This is a genomic window from Chelatococcus sp. YT9 (assembly GCF_018398315.1).
In the GTDB taxonomy this organism is placed as follows: Bacteria; Pseudomonadota; Alphaproteobacteria; order Rhizobiales; family Beijerinckiaceae; genus Chelatococcus.
On sequence record NZ_JAHBRW010000001.1, the window covers coordinates 2,541,629 to 2,565,435 of the forward strand.

A 23,807-nucleotide genomic window follows, 5' to 3' on the forward strand; every position below is an offset into this window, starting at 1 on the left:
TCATCCCGTCGACGGCGGGATTCTTAAGCTCAGACAAGGTGTTTGGCGCCTCCTGCGGGACTGGCGACAGGCCGTCGTTTGGGGTGTTTGGGGTCGATATGCGCGCGCTTCCGTTATCTGCGCGCGCAAGCGAGGGGACGGCTGGGATCGGTTGCCATGGACCGCTTTGTGTCCAACTTCACCAACCGGTTGGACGCGAAGGGACGGGTCTCCATTCCGGCGTCATTTCGGGCCGTTCTCGTGAGGGATGGTTTCGAGGGGCTCTATGTGCATCCGGCGCTGGACACGCCAGCTCTGGACGCCGGGGGCAACGCTCTGTTGATGGAGATCGACGGCTTGCTGTCGACGCTGTCTCCCTATTCGGAGGAGCGGGATCATCTCTCGACAGCCCTCCTGGGGACGAGCGAGGTTTTGAAGGTGGATACGGAGGGGCGCGTCATCCTCACGGATACGCTGCGCGACCATGCCGGTATCTCCGACCATGTCACCTTTGTGGGGCATGGTCAGAAGTTTCAGATGTGGCAGCCGGAGCTGTTCCGGACCCATCTCGAGGAGGCGCGGGCGAAGGTGCGGGAGCTCAAGCGCGCCCTTGGCGTCGCGAGCCTTGGCAATGCGCCAAAAGTTCCGGGGTCTTCCGGAGCACGGGAATGACGACGGGTCGCGGTGGCGGCCAGGCTGGAGACGGCCCGGTTGACACTGCTGGCGGACCGGCCCGTCACATTCCCGTGCTGCTGGAGGAGGTGCTGGATGCGCTCGGCCCGCAACCGGGCGGTGCCTATCTCGACGGTACGTTCGGCGCGGGCGGCTATACCAGCGCCATCCTGCGGGCATCCGAGGGTGTCCGCGTGCTCGCGCTCGACCGCGACCCCGACGCTATCCGCAACGGGCAATCGCTTGTTGAGAGGGCCGCGGGACGACTTATCCTCATCGAAGGCCGCTTCGGCAATCTCGAGGATCACGCCGCGGAGGCGGGCTTTCTCCCGCTCGATGGCGTGGTACTCGATATCGGCGTGTCATCCATGCAGGTGGACCAGGGTGAGCGGGGGTTCTCCTTCCGCCATGATGGTCCGCTTGACATGCGCATGGAGCAGGCCGGGCGCAGCGCGGCCGACATCGTCAATGAAGCGGCTGAAGGCGAGATCGCCGATATCCTTTACCATTTCGGCGAGGAGCGGCGGTCACGGGCGATCGCGCGTGCCATCCTGGAAGCCCGGCGCCGTGCGCCTATCCGCACGACAGGCGAACTGGCCGACCTCGTTGCGGGCATCGTGCGGGCCGAGCCGAATGGTCCCCATCCCGCGACGCGCTCCTTCCAGGCTCTGCGCATCGCGGTCAATGACGAACTCGGTGAACTCGTGCGCGCGCTCCACGCCGCCGAGCGGGTGCTCCGGCCTGGCGGTCGGCTCGTCGTGGTCACCTTCCATTCGCTGGAAGACCGGATCGTCAAGCAGTTCATGGCACGGCGCTCTGCGCGGACTGCCGGCGTCTCCCGGCATCTGCCCGGTGAGGCCGTGGATGATGCGACCTTCGCACTCGTGACGCGTGGTCCGGTCACGGCGTCGGAGGCTGAACTCCGGGCCAATCCGCGTGCGCGGTCAGCCAAGCTGAGGGCTGCGGAGCGCACGACGGCACCGACGCGCGCGGAAGACGAGGACGTTTTGGCGCTGGCGGCACTGCCCGAGGCGGGCCGTTCCGGAAAGCCCCGGCCGAAGAGCGGGCGACCAGGTTCCAGTCGAGGAAGGACGCGTACATGATCCGCCTCATGCATCTCATCGCCATAGCCTTGCTCGTGGGCTCGGCGGGCTACGCGTATTCCATCAAGTATGAGACGATCTACTACGCCGAGCAGGTGGCCAAACTGAAGACGCGTGTCCAGCGCGAGAAGGAGGCCATCGCGGTGATGCGGGCGGAATGGCAGTACTTCAATCGCCCCGATCGTCTGCAGGTGCTCGCCAAGCGCCATCTTGACCTGCAACCCCTCACGGTGAAGCAGATCGCGAAATTAAGCGACGTGCCGGAACGGCAGGCAAAGGTCGATGCCATCGGGCGCAAGCTCGAGTCGCTCGGTCTCGCCGAACCGACGGCAACGCCCCAGACCGGTTCGACGTCAGCAGCCAGCACCCCCTCTGCGGCGCGGTGAGAGTCCATATGTCCAACGTTCCGACGATCGACGCTCCTTACACCGGTCAGTATGGTTCCGATGCCGCCGTGGCGTCCGGAGATCGCCCTTCGCCATCGGGCCGGGCGGGGCAGATACTGCGTGCGCTCATCGCCTTCCTCAGCCGCTTCTTTCACATGCGGGCCGACAAAGGTGTGGCGCGCATCGGCCTCGTCGGCGTCTTCTTCTCGCTCCTTTTCATGTTGATCATCGGTCGCCTCACGATGCTCGCGCTGGCGCCCGACGCCCAAAGCGATTTCCACCGGGCTGCGACAACGGCGATCATGGCGGCTCGTCCAGATATCGTCGACCGCAACGGCATCATTCTGGCGACCGACGTTAAAACCGCCTCCGTCTTTGCCGAGCCGCGCAACATCATCGACAAGGATGAGGCGACGGAGCTCCTGACCGCCGTCCTGCCGGATCTCAATGCGACGGATCTGCGTAACCGGCTCGGGACGAAGCGTGGCTTCGTCTGGGTGAAGCGCGAGGTCTCGCCCAAGCAGCAAGCGGAAGTGCATCGCTTGGGCATTCCAGGCGTGGGGTTCATCCCGGAGAACAGGCGCGTCTATCCCAACGGTCCTATCGGCGCTCACATCCTCGGTTTCGCCAATGTCGACCATGAAGGCATCGCCGGGATCGAGAAATATCTCGACGGACAAGGCTTGCAGGCGCTGTCCGGTCTGGGCTTTGCCCGCAGCGCCGACGACATGAAGCCAATCGCCCTGTCGCTCGACCTGCGCGCTACCCACGCGGTGCGTGACGAGCTCGTGAAGGGCATGGCTTATTTCCGCGCCAAGGCGGCTGCGGCCGCGATCCTCGACGTCAACACCGGCGAGATCGTCTCGCTCGTTTCGCTGCCGGACTATGACCCGAGCAATCCTGTCGATGCCCAGGACAAGGATCGCATCAACCGTCTGAATGTCGGCGTCTACGAGATGGGATCGACGTTCAAGGCGCTGACCGTCGCGATGGCGCTTGACAGCGGTAAGGCGAACATCAACTCCTCCTACTCCACCGCAGGCGGCATGATGCGTTTCGGCCGCCAGGTCATTCGCGAGTACCATGGCACCGGTCGCACGCTGACTGTGCCGGAAGTCTTCGTGCATTCATCGAACATGGGCTCGATCAAGATGGCGCTGTCAGTCGGGGTGGAGGGCCACAAGGCCTTTCTCCGGAAGATGGGGCAGCTTGATCGCATGCGCACGGAACTGCCGGAAAGCGCAGAGCCCCTCGTTCCGTCGCGCTGGGGCGAGATCAACACCGCCACCATTGCCTTCGGCCACGGCCTCGCGGTCGCGCCGATCCAGGCTCTGGCGGCTGTCGGCGCGCTGGTGAACGGCGGCTACTTCATCAAGCCCACCTTCCTGAAACGCTCGGAAGCGGAGGCCAAGGCCGACGCGCCGCGGGTGATCAAGCCTGAGACGTCGGAGGCGATGCGCTATATCATGCGCATCAACGCGGAGCGCGGTTCGGCCCGCAAGACCGAGGAAGCGACGGGCGGCGCCTATTTCATTGGCGGCAAGACCGGCACGGCCGAGAAGGTGATCAACGGGCGCTACGCCAAGAACAAGAATTTCACGACGTTCATGGCGATCGCCCCGGCAGACAAGCCGAAGTATGTTTTCCTGACGCTCTATGACGAGCCGCAGGCGACACCAGAGAGCTATGGCTACACCACAGCCGCCTGGAACGCAGGTGTGACCACCGGCAAGATCATCGAGCGCGTGGCACCGCTTCTTGGCCTCCCGCCCCATACGGCGCCGCTTGCGGTGGCGTTCCCGAACATGGCGCGTCAGGGCGCCTGGGGGATCCGCTGATGGGAATGGACGTCGCCATGGCCGAACGCGCGAAGGAGGGGCTATGAATACCCCTGTCCCAGAGGCCGCCAGATTCCTTGGCGACCTGATCCCCGGCCAGTTCGCGGAGAGTGAAGCCCGGCGCGCCATCGCCGGGCTTACTGCCGATTCCCGTGCCGTGCAGCCGGGGTTCCTGTTCGTCGCGGTACCCGGCACGAAGGCCGATGGCCTGGCCTTCGCCGGCGATGCAGTCCGGCGCGGTGCTGTCGCGATCGTGGGCGAGGGGCCACGGCCAGCGGGTATTCCGGCTGATATTGCGTTCGCGCAGGTCGCCAATGTTCGCCGTGTGCTGGCGCTCGCCGCGGCGCGCTTCTATCCGCGCCAGCCCGAGACGATCGTCGCGGTGACGGGAACGAGCGGCAAGAGTTCTGTCGCCGAGTTTACCCGGCAGATCTTCGCGTCGCTCGGGCACCAGGCCGCGAGCCTCGGCACGATCGGTGTCGTCGCGCCGGGCGGGGCCGTCTACGGCTCGCTGACCACGCCCGATCCGGTGGCGCTGCATCGCACGCTCGACCAGTTGGCCCGCGATGGTGTCACCCATCTCGCCATGGAAGCATCCTCCCATGGGCTCGACCAGCACAGGCTCGATGGCGTGAGGCTCACAGCCGGCGGCTTCACCAATCTCGGCCGAGACCATCTCGATTATCATCCGACAGTCGAAGCCTATCTTCAGGCGAAGCTGCGTCTCTTCACCGACCTCCTGCCGGACGGCGCAACCGTCGTCGTCAATGCTGACGCGCCCGAGTCCCGCGCCGTGGCCGATGTGGCTCGCGCACGGGGGCTGCGGCTGCTGAGCGTCGGTGAAGCCGGGGTGGACCTCAAGCTCGCAAGGATCGAGCAGCAAGGCTTTGACCAGATGCTCTCCGTCAGCCATGGCAGCGGCATCGCAAAGGTGCGTTTGCCGCTCGCCGGGGATTTCCAAGCCTCAAATGCCCTTGTCGCAGCCGGGCTCGCTATTGCGACCCGCGAGGATCCGCACCAGGTTCTCGCTGCGCTCGAAGGAGTTTCCGGCGTCAAGGGGCGGATGGAGAGGGTTGCGACCGCCAAGGGTGCGCTGGTCATTGTCGACTACGCGCATAAGCCGGACGCGCTCGACCATGTGCTGACGGCGCTGAGGCCCTATGCGACTGGCAAGCTCGTGGTGGTGTTCGGCGCGGGCGGCGATCGTGATCAAGGCAAGCGCCCGATCATGGGCCGCATCGCCGCCGAGCGGGCGGACGTCGTGATCGTCACCGACGACAATCCGCGCTCCGAGGATCCTGCCACCATCCGTGCGGCCATACTCGCCGCGGCACCGGGCGCACGCGAAATCGGTGATCGTGCGGAGGCGATCCGCACAGCCGTCGCCGAACTCACGGCAGGCGATGTGCTCGTTATTGCCGGCAAAGGCCATGAAACGGGCCAGATCATCGGCACAAAGACATTGCCCTTCTCCGATCACGACGCCGTGACCGAAGCCATTGCCGCGTTGAGGCTGCCATGAATGCGACGACGAGTGCGACGATGACGACGTCCAAGCCCCTGTGGACCGGTGCGGAACTGACCAAAGCCATGGGCGCGCGCGTCGAGGGCAATGCCCCCGGCGCTATCGGCGGCGTGTCGATCGACACGCGCACCTTGGCGCCCGGCGACGTCTATTTTTCCATTCGTGGTGATGTGCATGACGGCCACGCCTTTGTCGCGGACGCATTCCGCAAGGGAGCGGCAGCGGCCGTCGTCGACGAAGCCCATGTAGCCGAACTTGCTGGCGCTGGCCCGATGATGGTCGTGCCCGATGTGCTGCGCGGCCTCGAGAATGCCGCCCGGGCATCCCGCGCACGAGCGTTGGGCCGTTTTGTCGCCGTTACGGGGTCGGTCGGCAAGACCAGCACCAAGGAGGCGCTCCGCCTCGCGCTGGGCTCTCAGGGTGAGGTGCACGCGTCGGCAGCGTCCTATAACAACCACTGGGGCGTGCCGCTCTCGCTCGCGCGTATGCCGGCGGCGAGCGACTTTGGTGTCTTCGAGATCGGCATGAGCGCTCCTGGCGAGATCGTGCCACTGACCCATATGGTTCGTCCTGATGTGGCCGTCGTGACCACGGTGGCTCCGGTCCATCTTGAATTCTTTCCCTCGATCGCGGCTATCGCTGATGCCAAGGGCGAGGTGTTTCTCGGCCTGGAACCGGGCGGCGTCGCGATCATCAATCGGGATATCGGCGAATTTGGACGGTTGAAGTCCCATGCCATGGCATCGCCCGCCGGGCGGATCATCACCTTTGGGGAGCACGACGAGGCGGACGTGCGGGCGCGCCGCATCATCGCTCAGGCGGATTGCACGGTCGTCGACGCGACGGTCTTCGGCGTGCCTGTCGCCTATCGGATCGGCAGCCCTGGCCGGCATATCGCGCTCAACAGCCTCGCGGTGCTCGCGACCGTCAAAGCGCTCGGCGGTGATCTAGCGCTGGCAGCGCTGGCCCTTTCGGAACTCGCTCCCCCCGTTGGCCGCGGCGAGCGCACGCGGCTGGCGGTTGCTGGCGGCGAGGTGCTCCTCATCGACGAGAGTTACAATGCCAATCCGGCCTCCATGCGCGCGGCGATCGAGGCCCTTGGGCAGTCTGATATCGGGTTTCGGGGGCGCCGCATCGCCGTGCTCGCCGACATGCTGGAACTGGGCGCCGAGAGCGAACGGCTGCATGAAGCCCTTGTGGAGACGCTCGAGGAGAACGCCATTGATGTCGTCTTCGCAGCGGGCCCAGCCATGAAAAGTCTCTGGCATCATTTGCCCATGAACCTGCGCGGCTCCTATGCGTCTGCACCCGCGGAACTGGAGGCCACGGTCACGACGGCGCTCCGGGCCGGCGACGTCGTCATGATCAAGGGCTCGAATGGAACACGCATATCCCGGCTCGTTACGGCCTTGAAAGGCCGTTTCGCGGATACTGCTCCCGCCACGGTCAAGGCATAGGTCGGGCCCAATATTCTCAAGGAATAGTCGCGCATGTTCACCTGGCTCGCGGAGTTCTCCGGTACCTTCTCCGCCCTCAACGTCTTCCGTTACATCACCTTCCGTGCCGGTGGCGCGACGGCTACAGCCTTGTTCTTCGTCTTCATGTTCGGGCCGTGGCTGATCTCGCTGCTCAGGGTGAAGCAGGGCAAGGGTCAGCCGATCCGCGTGGATGGTCCGCAGTCGCATCTGGCCAAGCGTGGCACGCCGACCATGGGTGGCCTGATGATCCTCTCCGGCATCATCGTCTCGACGCTGCTCTGGGGCAATCTCGCCAATCCCTATGTGTGGATCGTGCTGTTCGTCACGGTCGGCTTCGGCGCGATCGGCTTCTATGACGACTATCTCAAGGTCACCAAGCAGTCCCATAAAGGCTTTTCCGGTCGCTCGCGGCTCGCCATCGAGGCGGCTATCGCGGGGGTGGCCTGCCTTGCTCTCATCTATGCCAGCAAGGGCGCGCTTCCGCCGGCGCGCGAGTATCTTGCGACCTCGATCGCCATTCCCTTCTTCAAGGATCTGCTGCTCGACATCGGTTATCTGTTCGTCATCTTCGGCGGTTTCGTCATCGTTGCCTCCGGCAACGCGGTGAACCTCACCGACGGCCTTGACGGCCTCGCCATCGTGCCGGTCATGATCGCGGCGGCGACCTTCGGCATGATCGCCTATCTCGTCGGCAACGCGATCTTCGCCAACTACCTGCAGATCAATTTCGTGCCGGGCACCGGCGAGCTCGCGGTCATCTGCGGCGCCCTGATTGGCGCCGGCATCGGCTTCCTCTGGTTCAACGCGCCGCCCGCCCAGATCTTCATGGGCGACACCGGCTCCCTCGCGCTCGGCGGGCTGCTCGGCACCGTGGCGGTTGCGGTGAAGCACGAGATCGTGCTCGCCATTGTGGGCGGCCTCTTCGTGCTCGAGGCGCTCTCGGTCATCATCCAGGTCGCGTCCTTCAAGCTCACTGGCAAGCGCGTCTTCAAGATGGCGCCGATCCACCACCATTTCGAACAGCTCGGCTGGACGGAGCCGCAGGTGGTGATCCGCTTCTGGATCATCTCCGTGGTACTCGCCCTGATCGGCTTGTCGTCGCTCAAGCTGCGGTGAGGGCTCTATGATCCCGGTCACCTCCTTTGCAGGCAAGCGCGTCGCGGTCTTCGGTCTTGGCGGGTCGGGGCTTGTCACGGCTGAAGCCCTGATCGCCGGCGGCGCCGATGTGGTGGCTTGGGACGACGGGGAGGCCGGACGCTCCAAGGCCGCCGGGGCCGGCGTTCCGGTGGCAGACCTCAATTCCGAGGACTGGAGCCGGATCGCCGCGCTCGTCCTGGCGCCCGGCGTGCCGCTGACACATCCCGAGCCCCACTGGAGCGCCAGACTTGCCCAAGCGGCGGGTGTCGAGATCATCGGCGATATCGAGCTGTTCTGCCGCGAGCGCGCCAAGGTGGCGCCTGACGCGCCTTTCATCGCCATCACCGGCACCAACGGCAAGTCGACGACGACCGCGCTGACCGCCCATATCCTGAAGGCGGCGGGGCGCGACGTGCAGATGGGCGGCAATATCGGCCGGGCGATCCTGTCGCTCGATCCGCTGACGCCCGACCGCGTCTACGTCATCGAATGCTCGTCCTTCCAGATCGATCTCGCGCCGTCGCTCGCGCCGACGATCGGTGTGCTGCTCAACCTCACGCCGGACCATCTCGACCGCCACGGCACGATGGAGAACTACGCCGCCATCAAGGAGCGGCTGGTGGCGAAGGCAAAGCTGGCGGTGATCGGGATTGACGACGATTACACGGCGGCCATTGCGGCGCGGCGTGCTGAGATGGAGCGGCCAGTCGTCGAAATCAGTGCGGTTCATCTGCTGACCGATGGCCTGCACGCCGAAGGAACTCGTCTTTTCCGCAATGGGGATCAACCTGTCGTCGATCTCGCCGGGCACGGCTCCTTGCGCGGCCAGCACAATGCGCAGAACGCGGCGGCGGCTTTCGCCGTGACACTCGCGCTTGGCCTCGACGCACCAACGATAGCCGGCGCCATCGCCAGCTTTGTCGGGCTGGCCCATCGGATGGAAGAGGTTGGGCGCATCGGTGCGACGCTCTTCATCAATGATTCCAAAGCCACCAACGCCGATTCCACCGAGAAGGCCCTGGCGGCTTTCCCCGGCGGCATTCATTGGATCGTGGGCGGCAAGCCCAAGGAGGGCGGCATCGAGCCCTTGACCGCGTATTTTCCACGCATCGCCCACGCCTATCTCATCGGCGTATCGAGCGACGATTTCGCCGCGACGCTCGATGGCCGGGTGCCGTTCACGCGTTGCGAGACGCTGGAGAATGCGCTCGCCGTTGCCGCCGCGAATGCCGGGCAATCCGCGGACGTGCAGCCCGTGGTGCTTCTCTCCCCGGCCTGCGCCTCCTACGACCAGTTTCCGAATTTTGAGGCGCGCGGCAATCGCTTCCGCGACCTGGTTCTCTCCCTGCCCGGTCTCATCCCGGCCAGCAGCAACAAGGGACATTGAGCATGACCTCACGCGCTGAACGCACCCTTGTCGGCGAATGGTGGTGGACCGTCGATCGCTCGATCCTGGTCGCGATCGCGGTATTGATGGTGGCCGGTCTCGTGTTCCTCATGGGGGGCGGCCCCCCGGTGGCCGAGCGCCTTGGCCTATCGACGTTCCATTTCGTCAGCCGGCAAATCGTCTATCTGGCGCCTGCCATCGCGCTGATGATCGCGGTCTCGTTTCTGTCGCCGCGCTATGTCAGGCGGGCGGCGCTCCTCGTCTATCTCGGCGGCATCGTCATGGTGATCGCCGCGCTCTATCTCGGGCCGGAAGTGAAGGGCTCGCGTCGCTGGCTCAACCTGGCCGGCATGACCATCCAGCCGTCGGAGTTTGTGAAGCCGGCGTTTGTTGTTCTTACCGCCTGGCTATTCGCAGAGGGTAGCCGGCGTCGCGATGTGCCCGGCACGCTTCTCGCCATGCTCATCCTGCCGGTGACGATCGTCCCGCTGATCCTGCAGCCGGATATCGGCCAGACCATGCTGGTCTCCATCGTCTGGGGCTGCCTTTTCTTCACCGCGGGCCTGCACATCTTCTGGGTCGCGGGCATCGGCGGCATCGGCCTCTTCGGCTTGTTCGTCGCCTATGAGCTTATCCCCCACGTGCGCGATCGCATCTCGCGCTTTATGGACAAGGAAGCCGGCGACACCTTCCAGGTCGATACGGCGCTGGAGGCTTTCGCCCAAGGTGGCTGGCTCGGCAAGGGGCCGGGCGAGGGCACGGTCAAGCGCATCCTGCCGGACGCCCATACCGACTTCATCTTCGCGGTGACCGCCGAGGAATTCGGCATTCTGATCTGCATTGCGCTGGTTTGCCTGTTCGGCTTCATTGTCCTGCGTGGCCTCTATCTCGCGCAACGGAACGAGGAGCCATTCTGCCGCCTTGCCGTCACCGGCCTCGTCACCCTGTTCGGCATCCAGGCCTGCATCAACATGATGGTGAATGTGCATCTCATTCCCGCCAAGGGCATGACGCTGCCGTTCATCTCCTACGGCGGGTCCTCGCTGCTGTCGCTCGCCATCGGCATGGGGTTTCTCATCGCCCTGACCCGGAAGCGCCCCCGCGCTGAGATCCTCGACCGCATCACTCCGAGCCACAGGCCCGCCAATCGGTCCTATGGCAGCAGGACGGCCCAGGATGTCTGAAACGTCTGTGACGCCACGGCGCGACGCGTCCCTCGTCCTGCTGGCGGCCGGCGGGACGGGCGGGCATCTTTTTCCAGCGCAGGCGCTTGCGGGGGTTCTGGCGTCACGCGGCATCCGGGTGGAACTCGCGACCGATGAGCGGGCCGCCACTTACGCCGGCGACTTTCCGGCAGAGAAAGTCCATGTCATTCCGTCGGCGACGCCCTCGCGGCGATCCGTTCCAGTTGCGCTCAAGGCAGCGCTCACGCTTGCCCGCGGCATCTGGAAGGCGAGGGCGCTCGTGCGCGAGATCCGGCCTGCCGTCGTGGTAGGCTTCGGTGGCTACCCGTCCGTACCTCCCTTGCTTGGCGCATCCTTCGCCGGCACCCCGACGATCATCCACGAGCAGAACGCCGTGCTGGGCCGTGCCAACCGCTTTCTGGCACCCCGTGCGACGGCTATCGCCACAGGCTTCACCACGGTGGGCGGGTTGACGGATGGCCTGAAGGGCAAGGCGACGCAGACCGGTAATCCCATCCGGCCGGCGGTGCTCGAGGCAGCCAAGACGCCTTTCCCACCCCTCGCCGAAGACGGCGTGCTGCATTTGCTCGTCACCGGCGGCAGCCAGGGCGCGCGCGTGATGAGCGACATCGTGCCGGCGGCGATCGCAAGGCTGTCGGAAGCGGATCGTAGCCGGCTATCCATTGTCCAGCAGGCGCGCGCCGAGGATGCCGTCCGGGTGGAGGAGGCCTATCGCGCGTTGGGCGTCCGGGCTGAGATTGCGCCCTTCTTCAAGGATCTGCCGGCGCGCATCGCTGACGCCCATCTCGTGATCGGCCGGGCCGGAGCGTCCACGGTGGCCGAACTCGCGATCATCGGACGCCCGTCGATCCTGGTGCCTTTGCCGGGGGCGCTTGATCAGGACCAGGCGGCGAATGCCGCGACGCTTGGCAAACTGGGCGCTGCAACGGTTATCCTCCAGGAGGCTTTCACCCCCGAGCGCCTCGCTGCGGAGATTTCGGAGCGCCTTGTTGCGCCCGGACTCTTGACCCAAGCCGCCGAAGCGGCGAAGAGCGCCGGTATCCCTGATTCGGCCGACCGACTCGCCGACCTCGTCGTCCGCGTTGGCCATATCGATTCCGCATTGGAGACCCGCCCATGAAGTTGCCTCGTGAGCTTGGCCCGATCCATTTCATAGGCATTGGCGGGATCGGCATGTCCGGGATCGCGGAGGTGCTCCTCAACCTCGGCTACACCGTTCAAGGATCGGACGCTGGCGACAACGCCAATGTGAAGCGGCTGCGTGACAAGGGCGCGAAGACCTTTCTCGGCCATGCCGCCGACAACCTCGGCGACGCTGAGGTGGTCGTGGTGTCCACCGCCATCCAGCGAGATAATCCCGAGCTCGCGGCGGCCCGCGAGAAACGGCTGCCGGTCGTGCGGCGGGCGGAGATGCTCGCTGAGCTGATGCGGCTGAAGACCTGCGTGGCGATCGCCGGCACCCACGGCAAGACGACGACGACCTCCATCGTCGCAACGCTCCTCGATGCGGGCAATTTCGACCCGACGGTGATCAACGGCGGCATCATCAACGCCTACGGCACCAATGCCCGGCTCGGCGCCGGCGATTGGATGGTCGTGGAGGCGGACGAGTCGGACGGCACCTTTCTCAAGCTGCCGGCGGATGTCGCCATCGTCACCAATATCGACGCCGAGCATCTCGATCATTTCAAGACGTTCGACGCGGTGAAGGCGGCTTTCCGCTCCTTCGTCGAGAATATCCCCTTCTACGGCTTTGCCGTGATGTGCATTGACCATCCCGTGGTGCAGGATCTTGTCGGTCATATCCAGGATCGCCGCGTCATTACCTATGGCGAGAACCCGCAAGCCGACGTGCGCCTCGTCATCGACGACCTGACCGGCGGCAAGAGCCAGTTCATCGTGATCATCCGCGATCGCAAGACGGGCGCGAAGGTGGTCATCGACGATCTCGTCATGCCGATGCCCGGCCATCACAACGCACTCAACGCCACGGCAGCCATCGCGGTGGCCTATGAGCTCGGCATGCCGCCGGAGGCAATCCGCAAGGCGTTGGCTTCGTTCGGCGGGGTGAAGCGACGCTTCACGCGCACGGGCGAATGGAACGGGGTCACCGTCTTCGACGACTACGGCCATCACCCGGTGGAGATCGCCGCAGTGCTCAAGGCGGCGCGCGCCTCGACCAAGGGGCAGGTCATCGCCGTCATGCAGCCGCATCGCTATAGCCGGCTTTCGTCGCTCTTCGACGGCTTCTGCACCTGTTTCAACGACGCGGATGCGGTCATCGTCGCGCCGGTCTATGCCGCCGGCGAGCAGCCAATACCGGGGGCCGATCGAGACAGTCTGGTGGCGGGCATGAAGGCGCGCGGACACCGCAATGTGCTGGCGCTCCCAGAGCCCGCCGCGCTCGCCGGCATGGTGCGCGAACTCGCCAAGCCCGGTGATTACGTCGTCTGCCTCGGCGCCGGCACCATCACGGGTTGGGCCTATGCTCTGCCTGACGAACTCGCGGCGGGGGATGCTGCGTGACGACTGGCCTTCACCCGTCATTCCCCGGCCCGATCCCTCCCCTCAAGGGGAGGGTGGATCCGAGCGCGGCTCGGAGCCGGGTGGGGGTGGTCCCGACCTTGCTGAAACGCTCCTGCTCCGTAGCCCCGAGCGTCCACCTCTCTCCGGCGGGGGCAGGTCGCTCGCGTAGCGAGCGGGGGAGGGGAATCGCGCTCCAACATCTCGGTCCGATGCCCTCACCCTGTTCCTCTCCCCGCCGGGGAGAGGGAACGAAACCGTCATGGGGCCCTGCCTTGTCGTGGAAGGCTGGAATGAGAGGGGGCACGCCATGACATCCCCTCTCGGTGCACCTTTTCCTGACATTACCGGCGATCTGAGGGCTATCCAGGGCTTGCGGGGCAAGCTGGAGGCCAATGCGCCGATGGCGCCCTTGTCCTGGTTTCGCACGGGCGGGCCTGCACAGGTTCTGTTCACGCCAGTCGACGAGGATGATCTGTCGCTGTTTCTGGCGCAGGCCCCGCGCGAATTGCCCCTCGTCGTCATCGGTCTCGGATCCAATCTTCTCGTCCGTGACGGCGGGGTGCCGGGCATTGTTATTCGCCTCGGCAAAGGCTTCGGCGAGATCGCGGTGGAGGATGATCACCATGTGCGTGCCGGCGCGGCTGCGCCTGACGTCAAGGTGGCGCGGGTCGCGGCTGAGGCTGGCATCGACGGGCTCGCTTTCCTCCGCGGTATTCCGGGCGCGATCGGTGGTGCTCTGCGCATGAACGGCGGCGCCTATGGCGGCGAGACGTCGGATGCGCTGGTCAAGGCGCGTGCGCTCGACCGGACGGGGGCTCGCCACGAATTGACCGCTGCTGAGATGGGATTTTCCTACCGGCACTGCGATGCGCCAGAGGACTTCATCTTCGTCGAAGGAGTATTCGCCGGCCGTCCCGGCGACCCCGCCGAGATTCTGGCGCGGATGAATGCGATCACGGAGGCGAGGGCTTCCTCGCAGCCGGTGAATACACGCACTGGCGGATCGACCTTCAAAAATCCTGCTGGCGCCAAGGCCTGGGAACTCGTCGACCGGGTTGGCGGACGCGGCCTCAAGCAGGGCATGGCGCAGGTTTCAGAGATGCATTGCAACTTCCTCGTCAATCTCGGCGGCGCGACGGCGGCCGATATCGAGGGACTGGGCGAGGAACTGCGGCGGCGTGTGCGTGAAACGGCGGGCGTCGAGCTCGAATGGGAAATCAGGCGCATCGGACTGGCGGTTTAAGCCTGGCCGGCCAGCGGAGGACAATCATGACGCAGCATGTCGCGGTTTTGATGGGCGGATGGTCGGCCGAGCGGGACGTTTCGCTGTCGTCGGGCAATGCCTGTGCCGATGCATTGGAAGGCGAGGGCTACCGTGTCACGCGGGTCGATGTCGATCGCGATATCGCGGCAGTCCTGACCAGGCTCAAGCCGGACGTGGCCTTCAATGCCCTGCACGGCAAGGTCGGCGAGGACGGCACGATCCAGGGCATTCTGGAGGTCTTGCGCCTTCCCTACACCCATTCCGGCGTGCTTGCGTCGGCTCTTGCCATGCAGAAGGACAAGGCCAAGCTCATCCTCGCGGCGGCCGGCGTTCCCGTCGCTCAAGGCATCGTGGTTCACCGCCGTGAGGCGGCGCAGAGACACGTTCTGCCGCCGCCCTATGTGCTGAAACCGGTTAACGAGGGCTCCTCCTTCGGAGTCATCATCGTGCGGGAGGATCGCACCCATCCCCCACAGGAATTGTTAAGAGATGATTGGCCCTACAGCGACTATCTCCTGGCCGAGACCTTTGTCGCCGGACGGGAGCTGACCTGCGCCGTGATGGGCGACAAGGCCTTGGATATCATCGATATCCGGCCTGCCACCGGCGAGTTCTATGACTTCGACGCGAAATATACGAAGGGTGGATCAATTCACGTCCTTCCGGCACAAATTAAACCGAATATTTACCAACAGGTTCAACATTTGGCGTTAACGGCGCATCAAGCTCTCGGCTGTCGAGGCGTCAGTCGTGCCGACTTTCGCTATGACGACCGCCCCGAGGGGAGGGGAGAACTGGTGTGCCTGGAAGTGAATACCCAACCGGGAATGACGGCGACAAGCCTGGTGCCGGAAGCAGCAGCCTATGCCGGTTATTCCTTTGGTGAGCTTGTTTCATGGATGGTGAAGGACGCTTCCTGCGATCGTTAGCGATCGCTGCGGAAAAAGGCGTCGCAGCAGGAAGTGTGGCCGGGAGTAGCAACGTGTCCGCGTCCATCTTTGGTGTGATGAGAGGTAGACGTCGCAGGTCGCGCGCGCGGGATGCTGCCGGGACCTCGCTCGAACAATGCCTGCCCCGTGGAACGGGCAGCGCGTTGACGCTCGGCTTCCTGGCCGCTGTCAGCATTTATGGCATCGTGCTCGGGGGCCACATGGAAGACTTCCGCCAAGCCTACGGCGAGCCGCAGCATGCCGTGGCGCGCGCCCTTGGCTTCGGCATCAACCAGATCAATATCTCCGGCCTGGTCGAACTCTCCCCGACGGAGGTTCTCGGCGCGGCCGGCATTTCCCCGAAGATCTCGCTAGCGCTGCTCGATGCGGCCGAGGTGCGTCGCCGCCTCGAACTCGTGCCGCTCATCAAGGAAGCTTCGGTCCGCAAGCTTTATCCCAACGAGTTGTCGATCAGCATCACCGAGCGCCAGCCGCACGCCATTTGGCAGCAGAACGGTGAGCTGTTCGTCATCGCGACGGACGGCACCGTCATCGACATGCTGAATGATGCGCGGTTCGCGAAGCTCCCGCTCGTCGTCGGTGATCAGGCCAATGTGCAGTCGAAGGACTATCTGAAGCTGCGCGAGGAAGCCGGGACGCTGAAGTCGCGGATTCGGGCAGGCATTCTGGTCGCCGGGCGGCGCTGGGACCTGAAGCTCGATAACGGGGTCGATATCCGTCTTCCCGAGGAGGGAGCAGGGGCGGCGCTCACCCGCCTCGCGGCGATGGAGCGCGACCAGCACATCCTGGACAAGGACATTCTGTCTGTCGACATGCGCATGGGCGACCGGCTGGTGGTGCGCCTGAGCGAAGAGGCGGCACAGACCCGAGCCGACCGGCTCAATAAGAAACCAAACAAGCAGAAGGGGCCGGAGATATGAGCTTCAGCAACGGTCTCACACCTCGGCTGAAGCCGCTGTCGGCTCGCAAAAGCGCCATCCTGTCCGTGCTCGACGTGGGTACGAGCAAGGTGGTTTGCCTCATCGCGCAGCTCAACCCGGTCTCGGAAGGTGAAGCACTTCGGGGCCGCACGCATCTCGCGCGCGTTCTCGGCATCGGACACCAGCGTTCACTCGGCCTGAAGGGCGGCATCATTGTCGACCTCGAGGCCGCGGAACGTTCGATCCGTCAGGCGGTGGACGCCGCCGAACGGATGGCGAAGGTCGAGGTGCGTTCCGTTCTCGTCAATTTGACCGGCGGCCGGACGGGCTCCCAGAGCTACGCCGCGAATGTCGGCGTGCGATCCGGCTCCGTTTCGAACGGCGACATTCACCGGGTGCTCGATGCCGCGAGCGCCTACAGCGTTCGTCCCGGCCGTGCCGTGCTGCATGCTTTGCCGACCGGCTTTTCCCTCGATGGCCAGACCGGCATTCTCGATCCCGCCGGGATGATCGGCCAGAATCTCGGCGTCGACATGCATGTCGTGACCGCGGACAGCGCTGCGGCCCGCAATCTGATGCTTGCCGTCGAGCGGTGCCATCTTGATGTCGAGGCCATCATCTCGACGCCTTACGCCGCTGGCCTTTCGGCTCTCGTGGACGACGAGGCGGAGATCGGCGCGACGCTGATCGACATGGGCGGCGGCACGACCTCTGTCGGCGTCTTCGCCGGCGGGCATCTCGTGCATGTGGATGCCCTGGCTGTCGGCGGCCACCACGTGACCATGGATATCGCGCGCGGACTGTCTACGCGCGTCGCCGTCGCTGAGCGTCTGAAGACGCTCTACGGCGCGGCCATCTCCTCACCTTCGGATGAGCGGGAAATTATTTCTGTCCCGCAGGTAGACGAAGAAGAGCGCGATGTTGCTAATCATATGCCAAAGTCTAGTCTAGTGCGAATCATCAAGCCACGCGTCGAGGAAATACTTGAGCTGGTGCGTGATCGATTGCGGCGTGCAGGCTTTGCGGCGGGGGCGGGCCGTCGCGTGGTTCTCACGGGCGGGGCGAGCCAGCTCACCGGCATGCCGGAGATGGCGCGCCGTATCCTCGGCAGTGACAAAGGAGCGGCCCAGGTGCGTATCGGCCGGCCGCTCGGAGTGAAGGGGTTGCCCGAAGCGGCGAAGGGGCCGGCCTTCTCCGTGGGGATTGGCCTTCTGGTCTACCCGCAGGTGGCCCATGTGGAACATTTCGAGCCGAACACCGGGGGGGTGTACCTCGGCACAGGCACGGATGGGTATTTGGCGCGTATGGGGCGGTGGATCAAAGATAGTTTCTGACCGCCAACAGTTTTGACCGAAGGCGGTGCGGCGGCCGCCAAGAGGTCCGGGACAGGCACGGAGAGGCGCACAGCCGAGCGCCGTTCAGTACAAGAAGAGGCCACGACATGGCGATCAATCTGCAAGCCCCGGACATCCGGGAACTCAAGCCGCATATCACGGTGCTCGGCGTCGGCGGCGCGGGTGGCAACGCGGTCAACAACATGATCGATTCCGGATTGATGGGAGTCGAGTTCTGTGTTGCGAACACCGACGCCCAGGCGTTGTCGAGCTCGCATTGCGAACGCATCATCCAGATGGGCCTTGAAGTCACGCAGGGCCTCGGCGCCGGCTCACAGCCGGAAATCGGCCGCGCAGCAGCCGAGGAGGTGATCGACGAGATCCGCGATCAGTTGTCCGGCGCGCACATGGTGTTCATTACCGCCGGCATGGGCGGCGGCACCGGCACCGGCGCGGCCCCCGTCATCGCCCGGGCTGCCCGCGACATGGGCATTCTGACGGTCGGCGTCGTCACCAAGCCTTTCCAGTTCGAAGGCATGCGCCGCATGAAAGTGGCGGAAGCCGGCATCGTCGAGCTGCAGCAGGCCGTCGATACCCTGATCGTCATCCCGAACCAGAACCTCTTCCGGGTCGCCAACGAGCGCACCACTTTCGCCGACGCCTTCGCGATGGCCGATCAGGTGCTCTACTCGGGTGTCGCCTGCATCACCGACCTGATGGTCAAGGAAGGGCTCATCAACCTCGACTTCGCCGACGTGCGCGCCATCATGCGCGGCATGGGCAAAGCGATGATGGGCACGGGCGAGGCTTCCGGCGAGCGCCGCGCCATCACGGCCGCCGAGGCCGCGATCGCCAACCCGCTTCTCGACGATGTCTCGATGCGCGGGGCCCGCGGCCTCCTCATCTCGATCACCGGCGGCAACGACCTCACGCTCTATGAGGTTGATGAAGCCGCGACCCGCATCCGCGAGGAAGTGGACCACGAGGCCAACATCATCCTCGGTGCCACCTTCGACGGCAGCCTCGATGGCGTGATTCGCGTGTCCGTGGTCGCCACGGGCATCGACCATGCGCTGCTCGAAGGCGCGCAGGATCCGTCCATCACCGAGCAGCGCATCGCCGAAGTCGCGGAGCGCCTGCGCACGGAAGCGCGCCAGCGTGTGACCCCGGCGATTCCGGCGGCGCCCCAGGCGGCTGCCCCGCTGCCAGAGCCGGCCTTCGTGCCCCCGGTGGCTGTGGAACCCGCGCCGCAGGCCCCTGCCGCGGTGGTGCATCGCGATGTAACGATCGAGCCGGCCCAGCCGCGCCCAGCCATGGTGGCCCAGCCGGCCGCCGCGCCGGCTCCGGTGGAAGCCGCGCCGCATCCGCAGCACTTCATTCCGCCGCAGGCCGAGCGGGCGACGATTCGCCCGACCCGCATGCCGCGCGTCGATGAGCTGCCGCTGCCGGCCCAGAACCAGATCCGCGCCACGCGTGGTGAACCGGACAACCGCGCGGCCGCCGCCGACACGAAGCGCATGACGCTGTTGCAGCGTCTCGCCTCGGTGGGCCTTGGCCGCAAGGAAGAGCCGCAGCCTGAGCCGCGTCAGCAACGCCAGGCGCCGCCGGCGGGCTACCAGCAGCAGGCTCCGGCGCAGCCGTCGGCGACCCACGCCGAATACGGGCGGCGCCCGGCGCCGACCCAGGCTCCTCAGGGATACCGCCCGGCCCAGGGCAATCTCGATCAGCACGGCCGCGCCCCTGCGCAGCCGCGCCCGATGGAAGATGATCAGCTGGAGATTCCCGCTTTCCTGCGGCGCCAAGCCAATTGATCGCTGCGTTCCTCAAGTCGTGCTGATCGCCTCAGCGATCAGCGCAAGGAACGATTCGTAAATGCATTGCGCCGCGGCCTGTCAAAGCTGTTGACGGGGCGCGGCGCAAATCATTTGGCGGCTGGATTGCGCCGGTCTGTTCGTAATTTGTAAACCATTGATTAATAGATTGAATTTGGAGAGCCTTATCACCAGTGCGTTGTTACAGAACGTAAGGAAGCGTGATTTGGCCTGCACTGGGGTGACGCGTATGGTGCGCCGGACATTGAAGATCGACGGGTGATTTTCTATCAGTTTGCCAGCGATCCATATGTCATTAGTTGCTCATGAAACGAACCCTCGCGCTGCGGGGGCGCAGCCGGACACAAATGATGCCATCAAGCAAGCAGACGACCCTCGCAGCTGTAGTGACGCTTGATGGGATCGGCGTTCATTCCGGCAAGCCGGTCAGTCTGGTGCTTCACCCCGCCGACATCGGCCATGGCGTCGTGTTCCTGCGTACGGGTCTGCAGGGCAAGGCCGACCGACTGATCGAGGCGAATCACCAGCATGTTTCAGCCACGGAGCTCTGCACGGTTGTCGGCGACGAGGCCGGCGGCGCGGTAGCGACGATCGAGCATTTGATGTCCGCCCTCTACGGATTGGGTGTTGATAACGTGCTCGTCGAGATCGACGGTCCGGAAGTTCCGATCCTCGACGGCAGCGCGGCCCGCTTCGTAGAGGCGATCCTCCAGGTCGGCACCGTCTCCCAGAAGGCCCAGCGCCGCTTCGTGAAGGTGCTTCGCCCGGTTCGAATCGATCAGGGGCGGGCGTTCGCCGAACTGCGCCCCTATGATGATGGCTTCCAGCTCGATGTTGAGATCAATTTCGATCATCCCGTGATCGGTCGCCAGCGCAAGATCGTGGATCTCGACGAAGGCGTTTTTCGGCGGGAGATCGCGAGCGCGCGCACATTCGGTTTCATGCGCGATGTCGAGCGGTATTGGAAAGCCGGCTTCGCGCTGGGATCGTCGCTGGAGAACACCGTCGCCATCGGCGATGATGCCGTGGTGAATGCCGAGGGGCTCCGGTTTCCCGACGAGTTCGTGCGCCACAAGCTCCTTGACGCGGTGGGTGATCTCGCGCTTGCGGGCTATCCTATTCTGGGTGCCTATCGCTCCTACTGCGGCGGACACCGCATGAATTTCGGCATCCTTCGGGAGCTTTTCAGCGATCGTGCCAACTATGCCCTGGTTGAGGGGACAAAGGTGGAGCGCGTCAAGGCCGAGGCGGTCAAGGTACGTCGCGAAGGTGGCCATGCGGAAGTGCCGGCAGGCATGGCCGCCGCGGCTTTTGCACCTGAGGTAAACTGATCCGCGTGGGCGAAGAATCCGTGTCGCCTGTGTGCCTTGGAAAGGTCGTTTTCCTCCTGAAGTTTCCACAGCGTCACTATCCCAGTGATCCGTCGCGTCGCTTGGCGTATGCCCTTCGTTAGGGTAAACAGCCGAGGGGCGCGATTGATTGTGCTTTTGGATGCACCGACTTGGAGGGCCTTCCAGGGATGTATTTCTCATATCTGTCGAAGATCGGGCGGTCTGGCTGCCGCGCCGCTCTCCTGAGGGGAACGGTGCTCGTCGTTGCCAGCTTTCCGCTGGCGGGCTGCGATTCGCTGTCTTCGCTCAACCCGTTCGACAAGACCGAAAAGTACAAGCCCGAGATTATTCCGGAAGTTCCGGCGGACCAGATCTACAACGAGGGTCTGGCGCATCTCGACAAGCGCAATTACAGCGACGCAGCGAAGAAGTTCGATGCGCTCGACAAGCAGTATCCTTATTCGCAGTGGTCGCAAAAAGCGCTCATCATGAACACCTACGCCAATTATGAGGGCGGGGCTTATGATGATGCCGCCAATTCGGCGCGGCGCTATCTTGCATTGCACCCGGCGAGCCAGGATGCAGCTTATGCGCAATATCTCCTGGCCATGTCCTACTACAAGGAAGTCCCGGACGTATCGCGTGATCAGGAACGGGCGGAGAAGGCACTCGTTGCCCTGCAGGAGCTCGTCGATCGCTATCCGAAGTCGGAATATGTCGCTGACGCCAAGTTCAAGATCCAAGTGCTGCGCGACCAGCTCGCCGGCAAGGAGATGGAAGTCGGGCGCTACTACCTGAAGCAACGTAACTACACCGCTGCCATCAACCGCTTCCGCATCGTGGTCAGCAAATATCAGACGACCCGCCATGTCGAAGAGGCGCTGGAGCGTCTCGTGGAGGCCTATATGGCACTCGGGATCGTCGCCGAAGCGCAGACGGCGGCCGCCGTGCTCGGCCACAACTTCCCGGACAGCCAGTGGTATAAAGATGCCTATGCGCTTCTCGCCAAGGACGGGATCCAGCCGCGTGAAGACACCGGCTCCTGGATCAGCAAGCTCTTCAGCGGTGGCCGGACGGGCTAACTCGCCTCTCGGACTGGCGGCCCTTGCGAAGCGGGCCGTCAGCCTCACATACGTGCGTTATTTCGGTTGCATTGATCGCTCCTGTTGCGTTGAGACTGGCTGATGCTGACCCAGCTCACGATTCGCGACATCGTCCTCATAGACCGCCTCGATCTCACGTTCGACGGCGGTCTCAGTGTTTTGACGGGCGAAACCGGTGCCGGAAAGTCGATCCTGCTCGATGCTTTCGCCCTGGCGCTCGGTGGCCGCGGCGATGGCTCGCTGGCCCGGCATGGTCAACCACAGGGTCAGGTCACGGCTGTCTTTGATCTCGCGAGCGATCATCCGGTGCGCCGGTCGTTGGCCAGCTACGATATCGAATCGGACGGCGATCTCATCTTGCGCCGGGTTCAATATGCCGACGGCCGGACGCGCGCCTTTGTCAATGACCAGCCCGTCAGCGTCCAGGTGTTGAAGGCCATCGGCGGCGAGCTCGTCGAGATCCACGGCCAGCATGACGACCGCGCCCTCGTTGACCCCGCGCAGCACCGCTCCCTTCTCGACGCTTTCGGCGGTCTCAATGCTGATGCGGCGGCTCTGCGCGAGGCGCATGCCAGGCTGGCGGACACCCGGGGCAACTTGAAGCGCCATACCGACAGGATGGAAGCGGCCCGCAAGGAAGTCGATTTCCTGCGTCACGCGGTGGAGGAGCTTTCGCGGCTGGCACCGGAGGCCGGTGAGGAAGAACGGCTCGCCGAGCGCCGCCAGACGATGATGCAGGCCGAGAAAGTGGCAAAGGATATCGCTGAAGCATTCGATGCTGTCAGCGGTCCCGCTTCTCCGGTTCCGGTGCTGTCGGCGGCGGTACGGCGTCTCGAGCGGCGGGCTACGCAGGCGCCGCAGCTAGTTGAGCCCAGCGTGAAAGCGCTCGATGCGGCTCTCGTCGCCCTTGACGATGCGCGCGCGGTTATCGAGACGGCCTTGCGTGATGCTGAATTCGATCCGCGGGACCTTGAGATGGTCGAGGAGCGGCTGTTTGCCCTGCGCGCGGCTGCCCGCAAATATGACGTGCCGGCCGACGACCTTGCCGCATTGTGCGAGCGCTACACGTCTGATGTCGCCAGCATCGATGCCGGCGAGGCCGAGCTTGCGACGCTGGAGCAGGCCGTCGTTGCCGCGGAAGCGCTTTACGTCAGGAGGGCAGAGGCCCTCAGCAAGGCACGCCGCAAAGTGGCAGCGAAGCTCGATGCGGCTGTCAATGCCGAGCTACCGCCGCTTAAGCTGGAGCGGGCGCGTTTCATCACGCGGGTCGACGTGGACGAGACGGCGCGCCTCGCTGAGGGCTTCGACCGGGTCGAGTTCTGGGTGGAGACAAATCCGGGAACCCGGCCGGGACCGCTGATGAAGGTTGCCTCGGGCGGCGAGCTCTCCCGCTTCATGCTCGCGCTGAAGGTCGTGCTCGCGGATCGCGGCTCCGCTCCGACACTGGTTTTTGACGAGATTGACACCGGCGTCGGCGGGGCGGTGGCTGATGCCATTGGTGCGCGGCTCGGACGGATGGCGGATCAGGTTCAGGTCATCGCTGTCACCCACGCGCCGCAGGTGGCCGCGCGCGCCGACAGCCACTTCCTCATCGCCAAGGAGGCTGTGTCAGCCAAGGACAAGCGCGTGGCCACGCGGGTGCTGCCGCTCGAGGCTGATACGCGGCGCGAGGAGATCGCTCGCATGCTCGCCGGGGCCACGATCACCGAGGAGGCCCGCGCCGCCGCTGCCCGCCTTCTGGAAGCGGCGGGGTGAAGGCTTTATAAGGCGGCTTCAGGATTCTCTCCGTCATCGCCGAGCTTGCGCGGCGCGCGATTCGGGGCGACAGGAAGAGTCA

19 protein-coding genes are annotated in these 23,807 nt (G+C 64.8%); all 19 read left to right on the top strand.

Annotated features, from left to right (window positions below):
* Positions 1–156: 156 nt before the first annotated feature.
* Positions 157–651 carry a division/cell wall cluster transcriptional repressor MraZ gene (gene mraZ / locus KIO76_RS11625; protein ID WP_213323426.1) on the top strand — a complete coding sequence of 165 codons (495 nt, stop codon included), beginning with the start codon at positions 157–159 and terminating at the stop codon, positions 649–651.
* Positions 648–1,754, top strand: coding sequence for a 16S rRNA (cytosine(1402)-N(4))-methyltransferase RsmH (rsmH, locus tag KIO76_RS11630; RefSeq protein WP_213323427.1), 1,107 nt, complete (start codon positions 648–650; stop codon positions 1,752–1,754). Before mraZ ends, rsmH begins: the two co-directional genes overlap by 4 nt.
* Positions 1,751–2,140: a cell division protein FtsL gene (gene ftsL, locus KIO76_RS11635; RefSeq protein ID WP_213323428.1), complete on the top strand. Its 390-nt coding sequence runs from the start codon at positions 1,751–1,753 to the stop codon at positions 2,138–2,140. Before rsmH ends, ftsL begins: the two co-directional genes overlap by 4 nt.
* Positions 2,141–2,148: 8 nt before the next feature.
* Positions 2,149–3,978 (top strand): peptidoglycan D,D-transpeptidase FtsI family protein, encoded by a 1,830-nt coding sequence (locus KIO76_RS11640; protein WP_213323429.1) that lies wholly within the window; start codon positions 2,149–2,151, stop codon positions 3,976–3,978.
* 43 nt (positions 3,979–4,021) lie between these two features.
* Positions 4,022–5,500, top strand: a complete 1,479-nt coding sequence (locus KIO76_RS11645; RefSeq protein ID WP_213323430.1) for a UDP-N-acetylmuramoyl-L-alanyl-D-glutamate--2,6-diaminopimelate ligase — start codon at positions 4,022–4,024, stop codon at positions 5,498–5,500.
* Complete coding sequence (locus KIO76_RS11650; RefSeq protein ID WP_249729574.1) at positions 5,497–6,960, top strand: UDP-N-acetylmuramoylalanyl-D-glutamyl-2,6-diaminopimelate--D-alanyl-D-alanine ligase; 1,464 nt, start codon at positions 5,497–5,499, stop codon at positions 6,958–6,960. Before KIO76_RS11645 ends, KIO76_RS11650 begins: the two co-directional genes overlap by 4 nt.
* A 33-nt stretch (positions 6,961–6,993) precedes the next feature.
* On the top strand, positions 6,994–8,097 hold the full coding sequence (gene mraY, locus KIO76_RS11655) for a phospho-N-acetylmuramoyl-pentapeptide-transferase (protein ID WP_213323431.1): 1,104 nt from the start codon (positions 6,994–6,996) through the stop codon (positions 8,095–8,097).
* Between the two features lie 7 nt (positions 8,098–8,104).
* Positions 8,105–9,505 carry a UDP-N-acetylmuramoyl-L-alanine--D-glutamate ligase gene (gene murD / locus KIO76_RS11660; RefSeq protein WP_213323432.1) on the top strand — a complete coding sequence of 467 codons (1,401 nt, stop codon included), beginning with the start codon at positions 8,105–8,107 and terminating at the stop codon, positions 9,503–9,505.
* A gap of 2 nt (positions 9,506–9,507) precedes the next feature.
* A complete protein-coding gene (gene ftsW / locus KIO76_RS11665) occupies positions 9,508–10,689 on the top strand; it encodes a putative lipid II flippase FtsW (protein WP_213323433.1) in 1,182 nt (393 codons plus the stop codon).
* The gene (gene murG, locus KIO76_RS11670; protein ID WP_213323434.1) at positions 10,682–11,830 is read left to right on the top strand and encodes an undecaprenyldiphospho-muramoylpentapeptide beta-N-acetylglucosaminyltransferase; all 1,149 of its coding nucleotides are present in this window, start codon (positions 10,682–10,684) and stop codon (positions 11,828–11,830) included. The genes ftsW and murG overlap by 8 nt, the downstream gene beginning before the upstream one ends.
* Complete coding sequence (gene murC, locus KIO76_RS11675; RefSeq protein ID WP_213323435.1) at positions 11,827–13,236, top strand: UDP-N-acetylmuramate--L-alanine ligase; 1,410 nt, start codon at positions 11,827–11,829, stop codon at positions 13,234–13,236. The genes murG and murC overlap by 4 nt, the downstream gene beginning before the upstream one ends.
* A gap of 307 nt (positions 13,237–13,543) precedes the next feature.
* A complete protein-coding gene (gene murB, locus KIO76_RS11680) occupies positions 13,544–14,479 on the top strand; it encodes a UDP-N-acetylmuramate dehydrogenase (RefSeq protein WP_213323436.1) in 936 nt (311 codons plus the stop codon).
* Positions 14,480–14,505: 26 nt separating this feature from the next.
* Positions 14,506–15,429 carry a D-alanine--D-alanine ligase gene (locus KIO76_RS11685; RefSeq protein WP_213323437.1) on the top strand — a complete coding sequence of 308 codons (924 nt, stop codon included), beginning with the start codon at positions 14,506–14,508 and terminating at the stop codon, positions 15,427–15,429.
* Between the two features lie 53 nt (positions 15,430–15,482).
* Positions 15,483–16,370, top strand: coding sequence for a cell division protein FtsQ/DivIB (locus tag KIO76_RS11690; protein ID WP_291976768.1), 888 nt, complete (start codon positions 15,483–15,485; stop codon positions 16,368–16,370).
* A complete protein-coding gene (ftsA, locus tag KIO76_RS11695; RefSeq protein ID WP_213323439.1) occupies positions 16,367–17,704 on the top strand; it encodes a cell division protein FtsA in 1,338 nt (445 codons plus the stop codon). The genes KIO76_RS11690 and ftsA overlap by 4 nt, the downstream gene beginning before the upstream one ends.
* 107 nt (positions 17,705–17,811) lie before the next feature.
* Positions 17,812–19,515 (top strand): cell division protein FtsZ, encoded by a 1,704-nt coding sequence (ftsZ, locus tag KIO76_RS11700; RefSeq protein WP_213323440.1) that lies wholly within the window; start codon positions 17,812–17,814, stop codon positions 19,513–19,515.
* 371 nt (positions 19,516–19,886) lie between these two features.
* The gene (gene lpxC, locus KIO76_RS11705; protein ID WP_213323441.1) at positions 19,887–20,867 is read left to right on the top strand and encodes a UDP-3-O-acyl-N-acetylglucosamine deacetylase; all 981 of its coding nucleotides are present in this window, start codon (positions 19,887–19,889) and stop codon (positions 20,865–20,867) included.
* Positions 20,868–21,055: 188 nt separating this feature from the next.
* The gene (locus KIO76_RS11710; protein WP_213323442.1) at positions 21,056–21,949 is read left to right on the top strand and encodes an outer membrane protein assembly factor BamD; all 894 of its coding nucleotides are present in this window, start codon (positions 21,056–21,058) and stop codon (positions 21,947–21,949) included.
* 102 nt (positions 21,950–22,051) lie between these two features.
* Entirely contained in the window at positions 22,052–23,725 is a 1,674-nt protein-coding gene (gene recN / locus KIO76_RS11715; protein WP_213323443.1) for a DNA repair protein RecN, read from the top strand.
* Positions 23,726–23,807 lie beyond the last annotated feature (82 nt).

Excerpts from the sequence above, each read along its gene's own strand:
- mraZ (WP_213323426.1), top strand. The coding sequence starts at position 157 with ATGGACCGCTTTGTGTCCAACTTCACCAACCGGTTGGACGCGAAGGGA.
- rsmH (WP_213323427.1), top strand. The coding sequence starts at position 648 with ATGACGACGGGTCGCGGTGGCGGCCAGGCTGGAGACGGCCCGGTTGAC.
- ftsL (WP_213323428.1), top strand. The coding sequence starts at position 1,751 with ATGATCCGCCTCATGCATCTCATCGCCATAGCCTTGCTCGTGGGCTCG.
- KIO76_RS11640 (WP_213323429.1), top strand. The coding sequence starts at position 2,149 with ATGTCCAACGTTCCGACGATCGACGCTCCTTACACCGGTCAGTATGGT.
- KIO76_RS11645 (WP_213323430.1), top strand. The coding sequence starts at position 4,022 with ATGAATACCCCTGTCCCAGAGGCCGCCAGATTCCTTGGCGACCTGATC.
- KIO76_RS11650 (WP_249729574.1), top strand. The coding sequence starts at position 5,497 with ATGAATGCGACGACGAGTGCGACGATGACGACGTCCAAGCCCCTGTGG.
- mraY (WP_213323431.1), top strand. The coding sequence starts at position 6,994 with ATGTTCACCTGGCTCGCGGAGTTCTCCGGTACCTTCTCCGCCCTCAAC.
- murD (WP_213323432.1), top strand. The coding sequence starts at position 8,105 with ATGATCCCGGTCACCTCCTTTGCAGGCAAGCGCGTCGCGGTCTTCGGT.
- ftsW (WP_213323433.1), top strand. The coding sequence starts at position 9,508 with ATGACCTCACGCGCTGAACGCACCCTTGTCGGCGAATGGTGGTGGACC.
- murG (WP_213323434.1), top strand. The coding sequence starts at position 10,682 with ATGTCTGAAACGTCTGTGACGCCACGGCGCGACGCGTCCCTCGTCCTG.
- murC (WP_213323435.1), top strand. The coding sequence starts at position 11,827 with ATGAAGTTGCCTCGTGAGCTTGGCCCGATCCATTTCATAGGCATTGGC.
- murB (WP_213323436.1), top strand. The coding sequence starts at position 13,544 with ATGACATCCCCTCTCGGTGCACCTTTTCCTGACATTACCGGCGATCTG.
- KIO76_RS11685 (WP_213323437.1), top strand. The coding sequence starts at position 14,506 with ATGACGCAGCATGTCGCGGTTTTGATGGGCGGATGGTCGGCCGAGCGG.
- ftsA (WP_213323439.1), top strand. The coding sequence starts at position 16,367 with ATGAGCTTCAGCAACGGTCTCACACCTCGGCTGAAGCCGCTGTCGGCT.
- ftsZ (WP_213323440.1), top strand. The coding sequence starts at position 17,812 with ATGGCGATCAATCTGCAAGCCCCGGACATCCGGGAACTCAAGCCGCAT.
- lpxC (WP_213323441.1), top strand. The coding sequence starts at position 19,887 with ATGCCATCAAGCAAGCAGACGACCCTCGCAGCTGTAGTGACGCTTGAT.
- KIO76_RS11710 (WP_213323442.1), top strand. The coding sequence starts at position 21,056 with ATGTATTTCTCATATCTGTCGAAGATCGGGCGGTCTGGCTGCCGCGCC.
- recN (WP_213323443.1), top strand. The coding sequence starts at position 22,052 with ATGCTGACCCAGCTCACGATTCGCGACATCGTCCTCATAGACCGCCTC.